This window comes from Bacillus xiamenensis, from assembly GCF_000300535.1.
In the GTDB taxonomy this organism is placed as follows: domain Bacteria; phylum Bacillota; class Bacilli; order Bacillales; family Bacillaceae; genus Bacillus; species Bacillus xiamenensis.
Genome location: NZ_AMSH01000004.1, coordinates 1 through 19,621 on the forward strand (window position 1 = coordinate 1; position 19,621 = coordinate 19,621).

Here is a 19,621-nt window from a genome sequence, read left to right on the forward strand (position 1 = left end):
CATGGATTGAATCAATCCATGCCTTCTACAGGTTAGTAAGATGCTTTCTCTGATAATACAAGTGATTTTAGTTCTGCTGCTGCTTTTTTTGGATCAGTGCTTTGGCTGATGGCACTAATGATGCTGATGCCATCTGCGCCTGCTTGGATGACTGGTGCCGCATTTTCATAAGTGATGCCGCCGATACCCACAATGGGAATATGAAGGCCATGACGACGTACTTCGTTGATTAAAGAAACACCTTGAACACTTCGTGTATCCTTTTTCGTTTCTGTAGGATAAACTGGGCCCATCCCGACATAATCTGCTCCGTCCTTCACCGCTTGTCGCACTTCATCTAAGTTGTGCGTGGACACGCCTAATATTTTATCCCCAATCCTTTCCCTTACGTCTTGCGCGCGTGCATCCTCCTGTCCAACATGGACTCCATCTGCATCAAGGTCTATCGCAAGCTGTACATCATCATTCACAATAAAGGGGACATTCGCTTCTTGGCAAAGTGCCTGAATTTGCTGGGCCAAATATTTCTTCTCTTCACCTTGCAGAGCTCCTTCACCTTTTTCACGAAATTGAAACATGGTGATGCCGCCTTGAATGGCTTCTTTCACGACATCAAGCGGATGTCTGCTTGTATTCGCTGTTCCCATAATAAAATAAACCGATAATTGCTGTTTGATTTGCTGTTGATCAGCCTTCGTCATGCAAAACTCCCCCTATTTTCCCAAGCGTCATCACATCATTGCCATTTGTATTTGATAATGCGTTTAATAGTTCCATTTGAAAGGTCCCCGGCCCTTTCTCTTTTGTCTCCTGAACAGCCTTTTCAGCAGCGACACCATAAAACAGCAGAGCTGCTGCTGAGGCATGAATTGGACGTTCACCTGTTGCACAAAATGCCCCTATGACAGATGTAAGTAAACAGCCAGTCCCTGTCACCTTGGTCAGCCATTCATGTCCATTATGAATGGACAGAACCTCATCTCCATCTGATACGACATCGACTTTTCCTGTGATCACCACAACAGTCTCCAGTGCTTTTGCCGCTTGCTTTGCTAAAGACGATACATTTCCACTTGCCTCTTTTGCATCAACGCCTTTTGACTGCCAGCCATCAACTCCGATTAAATGAGCCACTTCAGCAGCATTTCCTCTGACAACCGTTATGTTCACTTGCTGTAACAGCTGTTTCGCCGCACTCGTCCGAAACGCAGTCGCACCCACACCAACAGGATCTAAAAGGACCGGTACACCTTTTTCATTGGCCGCTTGTCCAGCGATATTCATTGCCTCCACCGTATCCTTGGTCAGTGTGCCGATATTCAGCACAAGTGCATCAGCTAATTGCGCCATTTCGGCCACTTCCTCTTTTGCATTTGCCATGACTGGAGAAGCACCTAAAGCAAGCAGTCCATTCGCTGTAAAATTCGTCACGACTTGGTTGGTGATATGATGGACGAGTGGATGATCCGCTCGAACCTTCTCCAATAGATGAGACGCGCTGCTTAATTTCATCAGTATCATCCTCCCTTTTACTCTGCATCCCAAACATAGGATTTTGTATGCTTTAACCATTCTCTTGCTGCAAAGGACAAGTAGCGGTCCTTTCGCCAAATGACACCCAAATGCCATGGAATAGACGGATTTAAGGAAATAACCCTCACCTTTTCAGGATCTAGATCACGGCAGATCCGTTCAGGCAAAAGCCCGATCCCAAGGTTCTCAGCTACCATTTCACTTATGAAATCCCATTGTGACGTTTCATAAATGACGTTTGGTCTGAACCCCGCATTCATACATTCATTCAAGATTCGGCTGTGCAGGACGAAATCCTCTCTAAAGAAAATAAAAGACTCTTCCTTTAAGTCGGCTAAATGCACCTCATCACGTCCTGCCATCGGATGCGATGGATGCGTCACAAGCTTCATATTTTCTTTAATAATGGTGTATGTATGAAAAATTTTATCATTTGCAGGCAGAACAATCACACCAATATCTAACGACCCATCCTCGACCCCTTCCTCTACTTTAATGGAGCCGTGCTCCACCAATTGAAAGGTGACATCTGGATAATGCTGGCGGAATTCTCCCATGACATTTGGGAAAAAACTTGATCCAATCATAGGCGGCAGTCCTATTCGGATATGTCCTTTTTTCACATGCATGACATCATTTAATTCACTTGTTAAATTCTGAAATGATTGTGTGATTTCACTCGCCTGTGTATACATGGTTTGTCCAGCATCTGTCATTTCAACCTGCCTGCCATTACGGTAAAACAACTGCACCCCCAGTTCATCCTCTAGGTTTTTGACCATCTTGGAAATGGTCGGCTGCGACACATAAAGGGATTGTGATGCTTTCGTAAAACTCTTTAACCTTGCCACTTCTAAGAAATATGTTAAATGTCTGATGTCCATATGATTCACCCTTTCTATAGACAAAAGGAATAATAACTATTCAATATATGTATTTTACCTATAATGAAACGTGCTGTACACTTTAAAGTAAGCTCACCGATTAGAACGTTGTTTTGTTTTTGTGAAACAGTGAACAATTTATATAGAAAAAGGAGTGAACAGAAAGTGCAATTGCTCAGAACGCCGCTGATGGCTATCCTTCAGATTATGGCTTTATTTGTTTTTGCGAAATTGATGAATGTGCTGGCGGCCTTTTTGCATTTAAGAATTCCGGGCACAATCTTAGGCATTCTTGTCATTTTCTTATTACTTCATTTTAACATCATTCAATTAAAATGGATTGAACTTGGCGCCGTATGGCTGCTTGGAGAACTGCTGCTGTTCTTTATCCCTTCAGCAGTAGGTGTGATTGATTATGGAACATTGCTTTCTCAGTCTGGCACAAGTATTGTCCTTGTTGTTTTACTTAGTACCTTTGTGGTCATGCTCTCGACTGGCATGATGACGCAGATGATTGCGAAAAGAAAGGAGCGAAAAAAGCTATGTTAGTTGGCGGACTATTTCTGATCTTAACGATTCTGATCTATATCGGCTCAAAAGCGGTTTACAAACGGCATCCGAAAGTCTACGTCTCCCCTTTACTTGTGACCCCTGTCGTCCTTGTGGCCTTGCTGTTAATCGTGAACATTCCTTACGACGCTTACAATCAAGGCGGGAAATGGCTGACAAATATGCTTCAGCCTGCGACTGTGGCATTTGCCATTCCTTTATATAAGTATTTTCACATTCTGAAGAAGCATGCAGTCGAAATCATTCTGAATGTGGCCTGCGGTTCTGTCGTTGCCATTTTATCAACAGCATTTATCGCCAAATGGTTTCATTTGGACACGGGCCTTATTGAGAGCCTCGTCCCAAGGTCCGTCACAACACCTGTTGCAATGAGCGTGTCTGAAATGATTGGCGGCATGCCGTCCGTTACGGCTGTTTTCGTCATTTTAACAGCCCTATTTGGCTCGATCATTGGCCCATTGGTCATCCGTTATTTCCGCATTGATAATGACATTGCAATGGGCGTCCTGCTTGGTACAGGAGCTCACGGTGCAGGAACATCGAAGGCCTTTGAACTGAGCTCCGTCTCAGGCACGATCTCAAGTGTATCCATGATTATTTCAGCCATTATTACATTATGTGCAGCGCCTATCCTCATGTCGTTTGCCTTATAGAAAAAGCCATTTCCCCTTATCGGAAAATGGCTTTTTTCTTTAAGCTTGGATGAAGACAACCTTTAAATAGTTCCCCTCGGGATAATTTTTTGTTGTACGGAAGTCCTCAGGGAGTGTATATTCTTCAAGAATACGATACGTCTTCCCTGATTCTTTAAAGGCCTGTGCAATAAATCCTTTAAACTTTTTCATCCCAAATGCACTGCTATTGGTTGATGCCACAATGACGCCGTTTTCAGCTGTGATCTGGATGGCTTCTTTTAATAGTTTCTTATAATCCTTCGCCGCACTGAATGTGTGTTTCTTCGTTCGTGCAAAGGAAGGCGGATCCAAGATGACTAGATCATAGGTCCAGCCTTTTTTCGCCGCAAACGGAAAGTATTTAAATACGTCCATGACTTTAATATCCTGCTCTTCCACGTCAATTCCATTCACTTCAAACTGCTCGGCTGTCTTTTTTAAACTGCGATTTGCGACATCCACACTTGTCGTACGGCTCGCTCCGCCAAGCACTGCTGCCACCGAGAAAGCGCCGGTATAAGAAAACGTATTAAGAACGGTCTTTCCTTTTGCATAGCGATCTCGAATTGCTTTTCTTACATGACGCTGATCAAGGAAAATGCCTGTCATTGCACCATCATTTAAGTAAACTGCCACGTTCATCCCGTTTTCTTTCACGATAAGAGGAAAGTCACCTTTCTCTCCCTTCACAAAATCGTCGTCCTCAATATATTGTCCAGATGTATCAAATCGTTTCTTTTCATAAATTCCTTTATAGTCAGGGTACACCTGCTCAAGCGCAGTCAATACCTCTGCTTTAAATGTATAAACACCTTCACTATACCATTGGATGAGATAGAATCCGTCATAATAATCAATCGTGAATCCACCAATTCCATCTCCCTCTCCATTGAACACACGAAAAGCCGTTGTCTGCGCATCACGAAATAAATGCGTTCTACTTTTCGCTGCCTGCTCCAGCTTAGAGACAAAAAAGGCTTGATCTATTGTTTCGTTCGCATCAAAGGAAAGCACCCAGCCAATCCCTTTATTTTGCACACCATAATACCCTTTTCCTAAAAAAGAGCCTCTTTCATCCACCCATTCAATGAGCTCGCCTTCCTGTACACCGTTCACACGCGATACAGCATCTTTTGAAATAAGCGGATATCCCTTTTTCACTTGTTCTGCAAATGTTTGTTTTAATGAGATTTTTTTCATTTTTGTCATCCTTATCCTAAATTGACTCTCTCTATCCTACCATATGAATGTATACGTTACTTCTATTATGATAAGATGAGGAGAAAAATATCAACATGACATAGAGGAGGCTCTTCTTTTGACAACATTACGCTTAGATCATACAGGTATTATGGTTACAGATATTGATCAGTCCATTGATTTTTATGAAAAGGTTGTGGGCATGAAATTAAAGGATCGAATCACACATACAAACGGAGTCATTGAGCTTGCATTTCTTGGATTCAAAGACGAAGCAGAGACAGAAGTTGAGCTCATTCAGGGCTACAGCAGTGATCTGCCATCTGAAGGAAAGGTTCATCATCTCGCCTTCACAACAGACAATATTCACGCTGAATTCAATCGTATTCAAAAGCTGCAAATTGAATTAATTGATGAAGAAATCACAACATTGCCAAATGGATATTGCTACTTCTTTTTCAGAGGACCTGACCAAGAATGGATTGAATTCTTTCAGCGCTAATATTTCCTAGGAAATGCATGTCATATTAGGGGCTTTTCACATTTGTGAACATGCTTAAGACGGGCATTACCTGTTTATCGGTGCCGTCTTCCTTGCCACCATTGTACTTCTTCATTTATTGAGTGAATTTGTTCATTCTAGTCACTTCATTTTTCAACAAAAGAAAAAGAGTAAGAGCATGTATCCCTGCTCTTACTCTTTTTTTATAACACCTTACTAAGAAATAATTTTGTACGCTCGTGCTGCGGGTTTCCAAAGAGTGCTTCTGGTTTGTCTTCTTCGACGATATATCCACCGTCCATAAAGATCACGCGGTCTCCAACCTCTCTAGCAAAGCCCATTTCATGTGTGACGACAATCATCGTCATCCCTTCGACTGCTAGTTGTTTCATGACAGCTAATACATCCCCAACGACCTCAGGGTCAAGCGCAGATGTCGGCTCATCGAATAATAGCACTTTCGGGTCCATCGCCAAGGCTCTTGCAATGGCGACACGCTGCTTTTGGCCACCGGATAATTGGTTAGGGTAGCTTTTGGCTTTGTCTTTTAAGCCGACTTTTTCAAGCAAGTCTATAGCTTTTTCGACTGCCGCCTTCTTTTCGACACCTTTTACTTTAATTGGTGCGATCGTGATATTTTCTAAAACGGTTTTATGAGGAAATAAATTAAAGTGCTGAAACACCATGCCCACTTCTTGTCGTACTTTATTGATGTTGACCTTTGGGTCTGTAATCGTATGTCCATTGACAACGACCTCTCCAGCCGTAATATCCTCTAATTTATTGAGACATCTTAAAAACGTGCTTTTTCCTGACCCAGAAGGACCAATAACACACACGACTTCCTTTTCCTCGATGACTGCATTAATATCCTTTAAGACTTCGTTTTCACCAAAGGATTTCTTTAAATTTTTCACCGTAATCATACTCATTTCACATCAAATCTCCTTTCTGCGTAACTAGCCAGTAGAGAAAGTAAATAAATGATCACGAAATAAATGACACCGACAATGAGCCAGACATTCAAAGGATCAAATGTAGCCGATGCTTGAACTTGTCCCCTCTGCATGATATCGGCAATCCCGATAATGGATAAGAGTGACGTGTCCTTCAAGCTGATGATGGCTTGGTTGGTAATGGCTGGAAGCATGCGACGAAATGCCTGTGGAAGGACGATAAAGCGCATGTTTTGCCCACCTGTAAATCCTAAAGAGCGTGCGGCTTCTGTTTGTCCTTTGTCAATGGACTGAATTCCTGCACGAATAATTTCTGAGAAATAAGCCCCCGCATTAATCGCTACTGTAATAATCCCTGCCGGCACTCGATCAAGCGAGATAAATTCAAGTGTATTTAAACCAAAATAAATGAAAAATAGCTGTACGATAAATGGCGTACCTCGAATCGCATTCACAAAAACAAGTGCAATGAAATTCAAGATTTTAAATGGTGACAAGCGGAATAATGCCACAATTAAACCGATAATAAACCCTAAAATGATGGCAACAACAAAGATATATAAAGTGGTTTGCAAACCATCCATTAAATACGGAAATGCATTAACAATCGTGTCCATGTTTCTCCCTCCCTAATTCACATACGGTTTACACATAAAGAAAGCGCGCTCGTAGCGCGCCTCGCTTTTGTTATGACTTCAAATATTTTTCAATAATTTTGTCATATTCACCGTTTTTCTTTAGGTTCTCTAGGCCTTTATTGATTTTCTTCAATAGGTCTTGGTTTTTCCCCTTCATCACAGAGATACCATATTGGTCTCCATTCAAGCGGTCTCCAACTGTTTTCAATTTTAAATCTTGTTGAGCAATTGCATACGTAATGACAGGATAATCTTCAATCAATGCGTCTGCATTTCCATTAGATACTTCTTGGAACATAGATGGACTATCATTAAATTGAACAACTTCATACCCATATTTATCAGCGTTATCAGATGCAAATTTCGCTCCTGTTGTCCCATTTTTAACCGCTAGCTTTTTCCCTTTTAAATCATCAATCGATTTGATGCTGCTGTCTTTCTTCACAACAACTGTCAGTCCAGCGTCAAAGTATGGATCTGAGAAATCTACTTTCTTTTTACGCTCATCTGTAATACTCATTCCGCCCATTCCAACATCAAGCTGACCAGCTTGCATTGCTGGGATAATCCCTGAGAAGTCCATTGCTTCAAGCTTCACTTTAAAGCCTTGGTCTTTCGCAATTGCGTTAATTAAATCTACGTCTATTCCTTCATATTTACCGCCCTTTTCAAATTCAAATGGCGGATATGTTGTATCTATCCCAATTTTATATGTACCTTTGCTTTCTCCTGAACCGCTGTCCGATTTTGATCCACAGGCTGCCATGACGAGCACAACAATTAATCCCATGATCAGTAGCATCGATTTCTTCATAAAACACGACCCCCTATTGTCAGTTTTGTCTAAATATTCGCAACAACAATCTTACTATAACACGCTAAAGCTACGATGTGTGATATTTTTTATCAATACCAAAGATCTATACAATTCTAGATCGATAGTCTCTTTAAATTTTACTTTTTTGCGAATAACTCATTTTATTCCGAAAGCAGAGTGATTCACAATATTTATGTTATAAAATCTCACAAAAAAAAATAAGGATTACCCTTTAGAACCGACGTTTCTTTCTAATCTATGAAAAAATACTCTTCCACCGCCTTCCTCCCTCTATTAATATCGTGATATATTTTCTCCAACATCCTCTTTTTACCTAAAAAAATGCAAGCGTATACAAACGAGCGGTTATTCCCTTTATTTTTCACCAATGGTTGAATTTACATCAAAAAACATGTTTTACAAATTGCGAGAGACCGCTTAAAATATAAGAAGATACATTCAAATGAACGGGAATCGGAATACATGAATAGGTGAAGAAAGGAGGATGCCAATTGGCAGAAACAGGTGTTTTATCGTCCGTCGATGTAGCAAACATGCTAAATGACTGGTATGTCATGATGAAAAAAAGAGAGATACAAGAAGCCATTCAACTAAAAGAAGACATTCTTCAAGCGTTTGATCAAATGGAAGAGAATCAGGACGTTTTACTTTACTATCAACTTCTAGAATACCGTTTCAAGGATTTAATCGAAGATACAGCTTCGTTAGATCATAGTCTTTTTGTTGATGAACATGCAATCCGGACAGATGATATGCTCAGCTACTATTTTTATTTCTTTAAAGGAATGTATGAAATGCGCAGAGGGAATCAGGATACAGCATTACACCATTTGAAATTGGCCGAGGATAAATTAGATCTCGTACATGATGACATTGAAAAAGCAGAATTCCATTATAAAACAGGGTGCCTATACTATAATATTAGGTCCACACTTCTCTCCATCCACCACTTGAAAATGGCTTCATCTATTTATGACGCAGATCCATGTTATGTGAAAAAATCAATCAGCTGTCAAATGATGCTCGCTTTGAATTATGCTGATCAATCGAAATATGATGAGGCAGAAACTTTATTTGAACAAGTGATTCATTCACTAGAACAGATGAAGGACCCAGATTTACTTGGTCACGCGTATTGCAATGCAGCCTTTATAAAAAGCTTAAGAAATGAATACAGTGAAGCTGTACCGCTCCTAGAAAAAGCTTTATTGATTGAGACATTCGAAACTTCTTCTCCAGGCGGCTATTTACTGGCCATGTATGCCTACACGAAAGCACTATTTAAGCTGAAAAAGCCTGGTTTGTTCCACTATTATGTACAGCTTTCACTTCAAAAAGCAGAAAATTTAAAACAACGAAACATTTCACTTAAATTATCAATTTTAGAAACACTCATGCTCCAGCCAGACAACATGATTGAGCAGATCATTTCTTATTGTGATCAATTAGAATCCATGAATTTCCTTGTTGATCTTGAGGCCATCTGTCAAGATGTAGCGGCATACTTAACTGAAAATGGTCTTCATCAAGAATCAACTTATTTTTGGAACAAGGCGTTATCAATCAAAACTTGTTAAGAAGATGGAGTGATGTATGATGAAGAAATGGCTTATTTTAAGTTCAATTTTTGCACTCTTGATCACAGGTGTTTTCATTGGTACTTCTACCCAAAAAGGCAGCCAATCTGCCCAATCACAAGATGAGGGTACGATCATTCAAAAGAGAGATCGCGGAACCAACCCTTAATACGACTGAAAAGAGTAGCTGTGATCATAACCAGCTACTCTTTTTTATCTGCTAATCAATTTCTCGTTTGATATTTTGCATTTTTTCATCTAAGTAATGGGCGATATCTGCCGCTTCCTTTAGCTCATCGGTGAGCTGATGAGGGACATCATTTTGCAGTTTATAATAGATTTTATGTTCAAGACTCGCCCAAAAATCCATCGCAATGGTCCGCACCTGAATCTCAACCTTCACATGCTCCACACGATTCGTTAAGTAGACAGGAATTTCAACAATTAAATGCAGACTTCTATAACCATTTGGTTTTGGATCTTGAATGTAATCCTTTACCTCAAGAATCTTTAAATCCTCTCTTTGCCTCAGCACATCAATAATGTTATAGATATCTTGAATAAAAGAGCAGATGATGCGGACACCAGCGATATCATGAATATGCTCCTTGGCACATTGTGTGGTGATGTCGCACCCTTTCCTTGCTAGTTTGTTCACGATGCTTTCAAAGGATTTGATGCGTGATTTTGTATGCTCTATTGGATTGTGTCCATGGATTAAATTATATTCCTGACTAATGATCGAAAACTTTGTATCCATTTCATCTAATGCAAATTTATATACTAATAATTCATTTTTCCAGTCTTCCATGACACTTTTCAAATCTTCTACATGAGTTGCTGACATATTCATTTCTCTTTGTCATCTCCTTTTGGCAAACAGCTGTTACACCGCTTTCCGTTTACTAGACGGAGAAAGGACTCGAATGGTTTTAAAAAAATACATCTTAGCCCCGCTGTTTGTAATAAGTCAGTGCTAATGCAAGTGCCAGCACAGATCCTTTTACAATATCCATCGCGTAATAAGGGACAGACATCATCACAAGACCATTTTGCAAAATACCGATGAGCACCGCACCAATAAATGTACCAAATGCGTTTGGTTTACCTGCTCCCATGACCGAAAAACCGATAAATGCAGCAGCAACGCCATCCATTAAATAAGGCGTACCAGCATTAATTTCTGCTGTCATGACCCTTGAAGCGAGCACGATACCACCGATTGCAGCAAATAAAGCAGACAGAAGGTATGCTGCGATTTTGTATTTGTTCACATGTATGCCAGATAATCGGGCCGCCTCTTTATTTCCACCGATGATATACATCAATCGCCCGTGCTTTGTGTAGGTCATGAAAACATGCGCAAACAACACGATGGCCGCCATAATCATAATGATATAGGGCACCTGCCCGATTTTGCTGAAAAAGGCAGGGATGGTACCAGTTGAGAACGTGCCATCCGGCATCACCATATTTTCAGAAATGGTTGCCCCTTTCGTATAGGTTTGTGCCAGCCCTTGAATGATAAACATCATGGCTAATGTCATGAGCATATCTGGGATCTTCATTTTGACAATCATCCAGGCATTCAGCAAGCCGACAATAAGGGAAGCCGCTAGCGCAGAAAGGATCGCAATCAGTGGGTTTTGCGAGAACCATACAAACATAGAAATCACAATCGCATTCGATAACGTTGCAACCGATCCTACGGATAAATCAAAGCCATTCACTGCTAATGAGATGGTTAATCCCACCGCAATGATGGTCACAATGGAAATGGATCGTAAAATATTGATGATATTACCTGACTGTAAAAATGCTGGATTCGCTGTCGCAAATACAACAATCAATACGACGATTGTTAAAATGGTGCCATATTGATAAAAGAAATCAAACAGGTGAAATGTTGGCCGCTGTTTTTTGATTTGCTGAACAGGGGCTGAAATTTGTCGTTCACTCATGATTGTCCTCCTGTTGAATGATATAAAAGCTCTTCTTCTGTCGTTGGTGCAGTCATTTCCCGGGCAATGCTGCCATCGTATAGGACGTATACTCGATCTGCGATCCCTGCGATTTCCGACAGTTCACTTGAGGCATAAATAACGGATTTTCCACGGGCAGCAAGCTCTGCAATAAGAGTGAAAATGTCTTTTTTCGCTCCAACGTCTACGCCTTTGGTTGGTTCATCAAAGAGGTACACATCCGCCTCAGCCAGTAGCCATTTTCCAATTGCAATCTTTTGCTGATTGCCGCCAGATAGATGCTTCACCTTCGCTTCCAGAGAAGGTGTTTTGACACCTAGCCGTTTGACGATTTCACTTGCTGCCTGCCTTTCCTTAGAACGATGTAAGAAGCTGAACATCCTTGCAAACGAACGGAGGCTTGCAGCTGTTAAGTTCCATCCCACGGTCTCTTCTGTGAGAATCCCTTCTTTTCTCCGCTCTTCCGGCACAAGGGCAATTCCAGCTCTCACGGCCTGATGAGGCGATTGGATGTGAATGGTTTGACCATGAAGTGCCACAGTGCCTGTCTTTTTTTCTGAAGCACCGAACAGGGCTTTGCACAGTTCCGTTTTACCAGCGCCGACTAGTCCTGCGATTCCGAGGATTTCCCCTTTTTTCACATGGAGGTGAATGTTGTTCAATTTATGCTGGTCATGCAACTCTTTCACGTCAAGCACAATCGGTGCATCCTTCAAAGGTGTACGGGGCGGGAATTGCTCCTCTAATGGCGCACCTAACATTTCTTCAATGACCTGCTTTGGATCGGTCTCTTTGACAAGGTGTACCGCCACATCGGTTCCATTCCTCATCACAGTCAATTCATCGCAGATGTTGAAAATTTCTGGCATGCGGTGCGAGATAAAAATGATGCCCGTGCCTTTCTGTTTCAATTGCTGAATCATTGAGAATAATTTGCTTGTTTCCGCATGACTGAGTGGAGCCGTTGGTTCATCTAAAATTAAAATGCTGCATTTGATAGAAACAGCTTTGGCAATGAGCACCATCTGTTTTTCTGCCAGTGTCAAGTCACTCACAAGACGCTTCGTGGAGATGTCAATGTCCATCTCTTTTAATAGTTGAGCTGCCTTGCGGTGAAGCTCTTTCCAGCGGACAAATGGTTTTTTCTCAATCTCATGTATCATCATATTTTCACCAACACTTAAATAGGGAACGAGGGCTGTATCCACTTCTTGATGGACTGTCTGCACACCATATGAGGCCGCATCCTTCGGTGTTTGAATCGCTGCCGCCTCGCCATTGATGTGGATGGTTCCTTCAAAATGCGAATGAGCACCAGAGAGAACCTTCATTAACGTGGACTTCCCAGCACCGTTCGCCCCAATAAGGGCATGGACCGTTCCTCTTTTTAATGTGAAATTCACTTGATCCAGCGCTTTGACCCCTGGAAATTCAATCGAAATGTTCTTCATACAAACAAGTGGCGATGTCATAGGTGTCCTCCTTCTCTACTGATCGTCATTTGAAAAACGAAACACCCTCTATTGAAAGAGAGTGCACGCGGGTTATTTTGCATAATGCTTCTTCAAGGTCTTCATCCAATCTTCTTCAAAGGCAGTCGATGAACCGAACCCTTTTACTTCCTCTGCAAGATTGACCATATTGATGGCCTTTCCTGCTTGTTGAAGTTGCTTTTGTGAAATGAGGGAGGCCTCAAGGTCATAGGAAGATGGCGTTTTCTCGCCAGCTATTTTCTTCGCAAGAATCCTCACGTCGACTGCCCCGATGAGCTTCGGATCGACCGCTGCTGTGTACTTCCACGGACTGTTTTCCGAAGTCATTTCTTGCAGATCGGCATTAGACACATCAATACCGTAAATTTTCACTTCTGTTCTTCCTGCTTCCTTTAAAGCTCTTGCCGCACCGATGGCAAATGCATCCCATGTGGCAAAAATCGCATCAAGCTTGCCCTTTGGATACTTATTCAGCATCGCCGCTACTGCATTTTGTGTTTGAACAGACGTATCAGAGGAAGCAACGCCAAATCGGTCAAGCTCCTTGATCCCTGTATGTTGTTTGAGCGTTTCTTGGTACACCTTGTTTCGTCTCACCATCGGCGGGAACCCGTCTACCCAAAGGTACGCAATGTTTGCTTTTCCTTTAAAATCAGCCACGAGCGCGTCTAATGATTTTTTCGCTAATTGTTCATCATCTTGAGATGTCACGGTGACTCCTTTGATGTCCTTTAGCTTCGGGTTCGAATCAAACGCCACAACTGGGATGCCTTTCGCTGTGATCTTTTTCACATCAGCGACTGTCGCCTCATCATCCCCATGCGAGATGATAAAGCCATCATAGTTTTCTTCTAGTGCCTGAGAAATGGCATCATGGAACTTTGCTGTATCACCATTTGCCGTGTAGACGTCCACTGTAAAGCCCAGCGCTTCACCTTCTGCCTTTGTCCCTGCTAAAAATTGAGCCGTATGATCGTCCCCGCCAATTTTACGGATGACTTTAATTTTTGCTCCCTGCCCCTTTGCAAAGCGCTTCGGTACATTGTCAAAGGATACCTTTTCGTTTGCATTGGCTTTTGAGCCTGCGCTCGATCCCGTACCGCAGCCAGATAATAGAACTGTCAGGATCGTCAATAATACAAGGGATGATGTCCAATATTTACGTTTCATTGTTGTTCCTCCTTCAATTATTTTAGTTTTCACATCAGAAAACTAGGGTAAAAAGTGGGAAAATGCCTGTCAACCAATCATTTGTTTCTTCAAAAGAAACAAAAAAGCCTCTCTTGTAAAGAGAGGCTTGATCACCGTTGCATGAAACATGTATCGGGAAGTCTTCCTCTCTTATCTGTCAAAGCTGTAACAGCTTTGCAGGAATTAGCACCAATTTCTTGAATAATAGAAACGGTTGCCGGGCGTCATAGGGCCAGTCCCTCTGCCTCTCTTGATAAGAGATGTGTTATGAAGTTTGTTTTAGTTGAAATGTCTTCTTAACTTTAATGTGATGTTCCATCATTGTCAATCATTTTTTGAATATTTTAAATTTGATATCGTGATCAAAAAGAAATCGAATGATAAAAAAACCTGATAGTCAATGACTATCAGGAGCAAGATTTGCGTGTTTTTAGGTAGTTTTGGAATTGTCATGAACAAGAAATGAAATGTGCCGAAATATTAGATTATGAACAGACTTTCCCTGTATTTGCATTGATTTTTACTGTTTTCTCTTGTTGAGCTTGATCAGTTACTTTTATGACATAAACTGGCACATTGCCTTCTTTCTTTAATTGCATATCTTTGACTACGCCTGTGCAATTTTTTAAGGCAATCTCTTTAGCATGTTGTTTTGTAATTCCCTCTGCTTTTGCAGACACTTTTTGTTTCATTACTTGACCCTTTTCACAATTGATATGATACGTGTAAGCTTTTCCATCCTCACCCAATACTTTTATCACATAAACATATTCATCTGTATCCTTTTTTAATTGTACCGATTGAATAGCACCTTTTGTTTTAGAAAGTGCAATCGTTTCTGCTTTTGATTTCGAAATACTGATCGTTTGACTGCCAGTTTGGTGTGAGATTACCTTTCCATTTTGACAGTTGATTTTTTCAACATGTTGTTTACCATCGTCACCTAGTAGCTTAATGACGTAAACATAGGTCTGATCCTCTTTTTGCATTTCTAATGACTGAATGACACCTGAGCAATTTTTCAAAGCAATCTTTTGAGCGGTTTGCTTGTTAATTGCTTTTTCTTTTTTTGCTGTTTCGTGCTTGATGATTTTTCCTGTATGACAATTGACTTTCAGCGTATGCTGTTTACCATCTTCTCCAAGAACTTTAACCACATAGACTGTTACTGACTTTTCAGTTTTTACAGTAGTCGATTGAATGACACCTGAACAATTTTTCAAAGCCACTTTTTTCGCAGTGGCTTCTGTTACAGCCGTTTGTTCTTGCTTGGTCGTTTGTTGGACAACGTCACCCTCCTTATGCAATACAGCAGCATGTGCCGATGTTAATGAGCTAATTGAAATAATTGTTCCTAAAGCAGCTCCTGATAATACTTTAAATGGTCCTTTCATAATGAAATGCCTCCTCAAATTTACTGTTGAGCTTCTCCCAACACTAGCGATTCTACACCCTCAACCTGAAAAGGACTTTAAGGCCACCTGAAAATAAGCTGAAAACTGATAAATATCTTATTTTGGTTGTGACATTCTTTGATATAAAGGGATATTTTTGCTCATTTGAAGCATGGAAAAAATAGCATATCTTTCATTCAACTCATTTTCAGCTGTTTTTCAGGATACTTTCAGCTAAACACAAAATAATAACGGTATGAGCTTTTTGGAAGGAGTCATGATCATGAAGTATCAGCATATTAAATTACTTGTAGTCGATGACGAACCAGCCATTGTCGACTTTTTAACATTGGGGCTCGAAAACGAAGGTTTTCAAGTTAAAACTGCCACTGATGGTCTATCCGCTTTAAACATAGTCAAAACGTATCAACCACACATATGCATTTTGGATGTGATGATGCCAGGTATGGATGGCTATGAAGTATGTAAATTGATGAAGAAGGTTTGTCAAATCTCAATTATTATGCTTACTGCAAAAGATGAAGTCGAATACCGAATCAAAGGTTTGTGTGGCGGAGCAGATGATTATATGATGAAGCCATTTAGCTTTGATGAGCTTCTTGCAAGAATTCAAGCGAGACTGCGCAATCAATTTCCTTACTTATTAAGTGATTTATCTATTGGCCCTTTTCAAGTTGATGACAGAAGAAAGGAAATTCGCTTCAACCAAAAGGTATTAAAGCTCTCTGCCACGGAGTATGAGCTGTTAAAGTTATTCATTGTCAATCATGGTATTGTATTGAGCAAATCAACCATTTTAGAAAAGGTTTGGGGCTATGATTTTAATGGGGAGGACAATATTGTCGAAGTTTATATCCGTGCTTTACGAGATAAAATTGGTGACAAGGAACACAAAATGATACGTACGCTTAGGAGTACAGGCTATAGATTGGATATTCAATGAGCATGCGAATTCGGTCATTACGTATTCAGCTATTGTTAGGTTCTTTTCTCATTCTTTTCTTCCTACTTGTTGCCATTGGTTATTTTCAGTTTATCTTTATGAAGCAGTTTTTATATGAAAACAAAGCTCTCAGCCTACAAAGTCATATTTTGTCCGTCCCTGGGGAAACTTGGCTTGAACATAGCGAACCCTCTGCATTAGAAAAATCAAACATCCCAAATGTTTTCTTTCCAGGAGTGAGTGTCGCCTTTGTCTCTACTGATGAAAAAGTAACCGTTTTGTCCAAAGATCCTCATGCAGGGTCTGTCCCAACATTAAAAAAGGAAACATACCGTCACTTTCTTCAACCGAAAAAAAGACTTAATTTTAAACTGTTAAATGAACATTCAGGACAAGAAATTCTTGTCGTTGTTGAACCCATCCGTATAGATGGAAAAGTAGTCGGTGCAATTCAAATGAGCTCCTTTACAGTGGGTCTCACAGATATTCTTTATAAGCAGATGAAAAACTATGCCCTCATATCATTTATGGCTTTGTTCATCGGATTTACTATCCTTTATTTTGTATTGTCTATCGCACTGAAACCCTTATTTTCAGTCATTCGCTTGATGAAACAAATTGATGCCAATAATTTACACCAGCAACTCCCTTCATTTCCTAGGCAATATGAGATTCATGTTCTTTCCGTTTCATTAAATGCTATGCTGAAACGAATTGAAGAAGCATTTGACGCGGAACGGAGAGCAAAAGAACGAATGAGACATTTCATTTCTGATGCTTCTCATGAACTCAGAACACCACTAACATCCATTCGGGGGTTTTTAGAAGTGCTATTACGGGGAGCTGCCACCACACCAAAACAATTGGACTTGTCTTTAAGAAATATGCATACTGAATTAACCCGTATTCAGCGTCTTGTGGAAGATTTATTAACACTTGCTAAACTAGATAAAGCGCCTACTCTCCAAAAAGAACCTGTCTATTTAGATCAATTATTACAAGAGATGAAACATCAGCTTGACCTTTTGGCAGGGGGCGGACATGTGATGTATCATGTTGAGAGTGGCGTATTCACCTGCGTGGATATTGATAAGATCAAACAAGTCATTCTCAATTTGTTTATGAATGCCGTTCAGCATACCAATCATACCAACAGAATCATTCAAATGAAGTTATACCAAAATGAAACACATATTGTGTTATCTGTTCAAGATAACGGAAGTGGTATTGATAAAGAAAAAATCCCTTTTGTTTTTAATCGCTTTTACCGAGAAGAAAACTCCCGTTCTAGAAGGTTTGGTGGGGCAGGATTAGGTTTATCTATTTCCAAATCCATCCTCTCATTACATGGTGGTGATCTGACTGTCCAAAGTGTCAAAGGGGAAGGAAGTATATTTTCAATGCTCCTGCCCTTACAATCCGAATGCAATAAAACCCCAAAATCTTAATGATTTTGGGGTTTTATTTCCATTTTTCGGAATATTTTTGTAGCAGGTGATGATGCCTTAAGACGGAAATCATATTTTTTCTCATTCACATATTGTGGATTGAGGTGTGCTGATCCTTTATCTTGACCGCTTTTGGAGCGATACGTTTTGTAGCCTTCCATCCATTTTCCTCGCCATACCCACTGTGATGCTTTCGCACCTTTACGGTCATCATACACGTTCTTCTGGAATGTATTCTTCTGGTTCACTTTATAAAGGTTCACGACTAAGTAATGCGAAGCACTAGCTGTCATGATATTATTCGTGATTCGATTGTTCACGGATCGATATTGCATCAGCAATTGACCGCCTTCTAAACCGGCTGTGTCATTTTTGTACAGAATGTTATGGGAGATCGTCGTGTTTGTGGTTCCGCCCCGCTTCTTGTCATAACCGCCAATTGAGATGCCTGTATAACGGTTCAAATACACTTGATTGTGCTCAATGCGAATGCGATCGGCCGTTTTCCCTTTATGCTCACTTGTGACTTCAATTCCAAGGTCATTGTGATGGGTGATGTTATGGTCGATCACGATATCTTTTCCGCCATCAACATAAATTCCCCCAGCGGAGATGTCCTTGCCATAGGCTGGGTTCCCAACACTCGTTATGTCATAGACTTTGTTTCTAGATACGACACCGTTTCTAACTTGATCATACTTTTTAGAAGGTGCGACATTCTCAAAACCAATCAAATCAATACCGATATTGTCAGTATGCCTAACCGTATTATGTGTCACGCGGAATGTTTTGACGTTCCCATTTAGCACAAGCGCTTCACTAAAACCCAGCTTCAATTTTTCAACGATATTTCCTTTGATTTCAATGTCTTCAATCGCCGCAGGTGCTTTTGTTCCATAGACAGCAATACCATGTGCATTCCCATTTTTGTGTGTTGTCTGAATGTCGTACACACGGTTGTTGAGCAGCTTGACTCCTTTGCCGCTGCCTGTGATCAACATACCGACCGGTGTCACATCTTCTTTATTCGTTTTGATATGTCCGACCGTTACGCCTTTGAGGGTGATGTAGCTTTTTTGATCAATGTTGACAAGACCCCCGTCAGCTTGATTTCCTTTGAAAGACCGCCCGCTAATAACAGGCTTTTCTGTTCCATAGGCTTGAAAGACAACAGGTGCTTTCTTTGTTCCTGAATGGCGGACAATCAATTTCTCTTTGTATGTACCGCCTCTTATGTAAATCGTTACCCCTGCTTTAGCCATACTTGCCGCTTTTTTCAGCGTACGGAAAGGTTTTGACTTCGTTCCCGAATTTTTGTCGTTTCCGTTTACTGCCACGTAATACGTTGTTCCTTGCTTCGCACCAGCCTTCTCTGTCATTGCTTGACAACCAAAGCTGATCACGATCATGAATACAATCAGTAGGATACCTGGTATGATTCGTTTCATCTCGTTGTTTGCTCCCTTCCATTCTCTTCTTACTTTATCGGCTAAAAAAAAAGAGGGTTAAAATATGGCGCTGCCCCTTGCAATGTACTAGTCAAAAGGTGTATGGTTGAAAGAATATCTTACAGAAAAACCACACGCTTTAAAATTGTCAGATTAATCAGTTAATAACGAAATTGGCTTTTATTTCTTTTTTTGAAAAGAGGTGACACCCGTAAGACAGACGGCAGAGAGGAGGAAAGCGCTTAACAGATTTTTCTTGTTTGAATTCCAGAAAACCTATTGCTAATATTTTGTGAAGGTATAGAATAGAATCATAATTATTTCATATT

General features: G+C 40.7%; 20 protein-coding genes and 1 riboswitch. Of the genes, 7 read left to right on the plus strand and 13 right to left on the minus strand.

The window, feature by feature from the left end:
* Positions 1-32 precede the first annotated feature (32 nt).
* Genes thiE through cidR form a run of 3 tightly spaced genes read right to left on the minus strand, consistent with a single transcriptional unit; the run spans position 33 to position 2,417 of the window.
* Positions 33-701 carry a thiamine phosphate synthase gene (gene thiE, locus BA1_RS02555; protein WP_008355414.1) on the minus strand — a complete coding sequence of 223 codons (669 nt, stop codon included), beginning with the start codon at positions 699-701 and terminating at the stop codon, positions 33-35.
* Positions 688-1,512, minus strand: coding sequence for a hydroxyethylthiazole kinase (thiM, locus tag BA1_RS02560; RefSeq protein WP_008355416.1), 825 nt, complete (start codon positions 1,510-1,512; stop codon positions 688-690). Before thiM ends, thiE begins: the two co-directional genes overlap by 14 nt.
* Positions 1,513-1,529: 17 nt before the next feature.
* Positions 1,530-2,417 carry a cidABC operon transcriptional activator CidR gene (cidR, locus tag BA1_RS02565; RefSeq protein ID WP_008355418.1) on the minus strand — a complete coding sequence of 296 codons (888 nt, stop codon included), beginning with the start codon at positions 2,415-2,417 and terminating at the stop codon, positions 1,530-1,532.
* A 189-nt stretch (positions 2,418-2,606) separates the two neighbouring features.
* On the opposite strand from cidR, the gene BA1_RS02570 reads away from it, so the two are divergent.
* Positions 2,607-2,966, plus strand: coding sequence for a CidA/LrgA family holin-like protein (locus BA1_RS02570; RefSeq protein WP_034738272.1), 360 nt, complete (start codon positions 2,607-2,609; stop codon positions 2,964-2,966).
* Positions 2,960-3,640, plus strand: a complete 681-nt coding sequence (locus BA1_RS02575; RefSeq protein WP_008355422.1) for a CidB/LrgB family autolysis modulator — start codon at positions 2,960-2,962, stop codon at positions 3,638-3,640. Before BA1_RS02570 ends, BA1_RS02575 begins: the two co-directional genes overlap by 7 nt.
* A 39-nt stretch (positions 3,641-3,679) precedes the next feature.
* Here BA1_RS02575 and BA1_RS02580 read toward each other — a convergent pair whose 3' ends face one another.
* Entirely contained in the window at positions 3,680-4,861 is a 1,182-nt protein-coding gene (locus BA1_RS02580) for a class I SAM-dependent rRNA methyltransferase (protein WP_008355425.1), read from the minus strand.
* A gap of 118 nt (positions 4,862-4,979) precedes the next feature.
* Between BA1_RS02580 and BA1_RS02585 the strand changes: the two genes are divergently transcribed.
* On the plus strand, positions 4,980-5,363 hold the full coding sequence (locus BA1_RS02585) for a VOC family protein (protein ID WP_008355427.1): 384 nt from the start codon (positions 4,980-4,982) through the stop codon (positions 5,361-5,363).
* Positions 5,364-5,566: 203 nt separating this feature from the next.
* Here BA1_RS02585 and BA1_RS02590 read toward each other — a convergent pair whose 3' ends face one another.
* From BA1_RS02590 to BA1_RS02600, 3 genes are all read right to left on the minus strand, one after another.
* Entirely contained in the window at positions 5,567-6,295 is a 729-nt protein-coding gene (locus tag BA1_RS02590; RefSeq protein ID WP_034738252.1) for an amino acid ABC transporter ATP-binding protein, read from the minus strand.
* Positions 6,292-6,936: an amino acid ABC transporter permease gene (locus BA1_RS02595; protein WP_008355431.1), complete on the minus strand. Its 645-nt coding sequence runs from the start codon at positions 6,934-6,936 to the stop codon at positions 6,292-6,294. The genes BA1_RS02590 and BA1_RS02595 overlap by 4 nt, the downstream gene beginning before the upstream one ends.
* 70 nt (positions 6,937-7,006) lie before the next feature.
* A complete protein-coding gene (locus BA1_RS02600) occupies positions 7,007-7,771 on the minus strand; it encodes a transporter substrate-binding domain-containing protein (protein WP_008355433.1) in 765 nt (254 codons plus the stop codon).
* Positions 7,772-8,286: 515 nt separating this feature from the next.
* On the opposite strand from BA1_RS02600, the gene BA1_RS02605 reads away from it, so the two are divergent.
* Together BA1_RS02605 and BA1_RS19240 are read left to right on the plus strand one after the other, a co-directional pair.
* Complete coding sequence (locus tag BA1_RS02605; protein ID WP_008355435.1) at positions 8,287-9,372, plus strand: Rap family tetratricopeptide repeat protein; 1,086 nt, start codon at positions 8,287-8,289, stop codon at positions 9,370-9,372.
* Positions 9,373-9,391: 19 nt separating this feature from the next.
* Positions 9,392-9,541: a hypothetical protein gene (locus tag BA1_RS19240; protein WP_167358859.1), complete on the plus strand. Its 150-nt coding sequence runs from the start codon at positions 9,392-9,394 to the stop codon at positions 9,539-9,541.
* Positions 9,542-9,592: 51 nt separating this feature from the next.
* Here the strand turns inward: BA1_RS19240 and ywaC are convergent, their stop codons facing one another.
* The 5 genes from ywaC to BA1_RS02630 form a co-directional block, all read right to left on the minus strand.
* Positions 9,593-10,225: a GTP pyrophosphokinase YwaC gene (gene ywaC, locus BA1_RS02610; RefSeq protein WP_008355437.1), complete on the minus strand. Its 633-nt coding sequence runs from the start codon at positions 10,223-10,225 to the stop codon at positions 9,593-9,595.
* A 94-nt stretch (positions 10,226-10,319) separates the two neighbouring features.
* Positions 10,320-11,333, minus strand: coding sequence for an ABC transporter permease (locus BA1_RS02615; protein WP_008355439.1), 1,014 nt, complete (start codon positions 11,331-11,333; stop codon positions 10,320-10,322).
* Complete coding sequence (locus BA1_RS02620; protein WP_008355441.1) at positions 11,330-12,826, minus strand: sugar ABC transporter ATP-binding protein; 1,497 nt, start codon at positions 12,824-12,826, stop codon at positions 11,330-11,332. The genes BA1_RS02615 and BA1_RS02620 overlap by 4 nt, the downstream gene beginning before the upstream one ends.
* Before the next feature lie 72 nt (positions 12,827-12,898).
* On the minus strand, positions 12,899-14,017 hold the full coding sequence (locus tag BA1_RS02625) for a sugar ABC transporter substrate-binding protein (RefSeq protein ID WP_008355443.1): 1,119 nt from the start codon (positions 14,015-14,017) through the stop codon (positions 12,899-12,901).
* Between the two features lie 168 nt (positions 14,018-14,185).
* A riboswitch (SAM riboswitch) is annotated at positions 14,186-14,298 on the minus strand.
* Between the two features lie 225 nt (positions 14,299-14,523).
* Positions 14,524-15,432 (minus strand): PepSY domain-containing protein, encoded by a 909-nt coding sequence (locus BA1_RS02630; RefSeq protein ID WP_008355444.1) that lies wholly within the window; start codon positions 15,430-15,432, stop codon positions 14,524-14,526.
* Positions 15,433-15,715: 283 nt separating this feature from the next.
* Between BA1_RS02630 and BA1_RS02635 the strand changes: the two genes are divergently transcribed.
* The gene (locus BA1_RS02635) at positions 15,716-16,396 is read left to right on the plus strand and encodes a response regulator transcription factor (RefSeq protein WP_008355447.1); all 681 of its coding nucleotides are present in this window, start codon (positions 15,716-15,718) and stop codon (positions 16,394-16,396) included.
* Positions 16,393-17,844 carry a sensor histidine kinase gene (locus BA1_RS02640; RefSeq protein WP_008355449.1) on the plus strand — a complete coding sequence of 484 codons (1,452 nt, stop codon included), beginning with the start codon at positions 16,393-16,395 and terminating at the stop codon, positions 17,842-17,844. Before BA1_RS02635 ends, BA1_RS02640 begins: the two co-directional genes overlap by 4 nt.
* Here the strand turns inward: BA1_RS02640 and BA1_RS02645 are convergent.
* Positions 17,841-19,292: a DUF1565 domain-containing protein gene (locus BA1_RS02645; protein ID WP_008355451.1), complete on the minus strand. Its 1,452-nt coding sequence runs from the start codon at positions 19,290-19,292 to the stop codon at positions 17,841-17,843. The two genes, BA1_RS02640 and BA1_RS02645, sit on opposite strands and share 4 nt — an antisense overlap.
* Positions 19,293-19,621 lie beyond the last annotated feature (329 nt).

What these genes read in the sequence shown, in the direction of transcription:
- ywaC (WP_008355437.1), bottom strand. Translation starts at nt 10,225, where the DNA reads ATGAATATGTCAGCAACTCATGTAGAAGATTTGAAAAGTGTCATGGAA.
- BA1_RS02635 (WP_008355447.1), top strand. Translation starts at nt 15,716, where the DNA reads ATGAAGTATCAGCATATTAAATTACTTGTAGTCGATGACGAACCAGCC.
- thiM (WP_008355416.1), bottom strand. Translation starts at nt 1,512, where the DNA reads ATGAAATTAAGCAGCGCGTCTCATCTATTGGAGAAGGTTCGAGCGGAT.
- thiE (WP_008355414.1), bottom strand. Translation starts at nt 701, where the DNA reads ATGACGAAGGCTGATCAACAGCAAATCAAACAGCAATTATCGGTTTAT.
- cidR (WP_008355418.1), bottom strand. Translation starts at nt 2,417, where the DNA reads ATGGACATCAGACATTTAACATATTTCTTAGAAGTGGCAAGGTTAAAG.
- BA1_RS02645 (WP_008355451.1), bottom strand. Translation starts at nt 19,292, where the DNA reads ATGAAACGAATCATACCAGGTATCCTACTGATTGTATTCATGATCGTG.
- BA1_RS02580 (WP_008355425.1), bottom strand. Translation starts at nt 4,861, where the DNA reads ATGAAAAAAATCTCATTAAAACAAACATTTGCAGAACAAGTGAAAAAG.
- BA1_RS02620 (WP_008355441.1), bottom strand. Translation starts at nt 12,826, where the DNA reads ATGACATCGCCACTTGTTTGTATGAAGAACATTTCGATTGAATTTCCA.
- BA1_RS02640 (WP_008355449.1), top strand. Translation starts at nt 16,393, where the DNA reads ATGAGCATGCGAATTCGGTCATTACGTATTCAGCTATTGTTAGGTTCT.
- BA1_RS02600 (WP_008355433.1), bottom strand. Translation starts at nt 7,771, where the DNA reads ATGAAGAAATCGATGCTACTGATCATGGGATTAATTGTTGTGCTCGTC.
- BA1_RS02590 (WP_034738252.1), bottom strand. Translation starts at nt 6,295, where the DNA reads ATGAGTATGATTACGGTGAAAAATTTAAAGAAATCCTTTGGTGAAAAC.
- BA1_RS02625 (WP_008355443.1), bottom strand. Translation starts at nt 14,017, where the DNA reads ATGAAACGTAAATATTGGACATCATCCCTTGTATTATTGACGATCCTG.
- BA1_RS02615 (WP_008355439.1), bottom strand. Translation starts at nt 11,333, where the DNA reads ATGAGTGAACGACAAATTTCAGCCCCTGTTCAGCAAATCAAAAAACAG.
- BA1_RS02575 (WP_008355422.1), top strand. Translation starts at nt 2,960, where the DNA reads ATGTTAGTTGGCGGACTATTTCTGATCTTAACGATTCTGATCTATATC.
- BA1_RS02630 (WP_008355444.1), bottom strand. Translation starts at nt 15,432, where the DNA reads ATGAAAGGACCATTTAAAGTATTATCAGGAGCTGCTTTAGGAACAATT.
- BA1_RS19240 (WP_167358859.1), top strand. Translation starts at nt 9,392, where the DNA reads ATGAAGAAATGGCTTATTTTAAGTTCAATTTTTGCACTCTTGATCACA.
- BA1_RS02570 (WP_034738272.1), top strand. Translation starts at nt 2,607, where the DNA reads ATGGCTATCCTTCAGATTATGGCTTTATTTGTTTTTGCGAAATTGATG.
- BA1_RS02595 (WP_008355431.1), bottom strand. Translation starts at nt 6,936, where the DNA reads ATGGACACGATTGTTAATGCATTTCCGTATTTAATGGATGGTTTGCAA.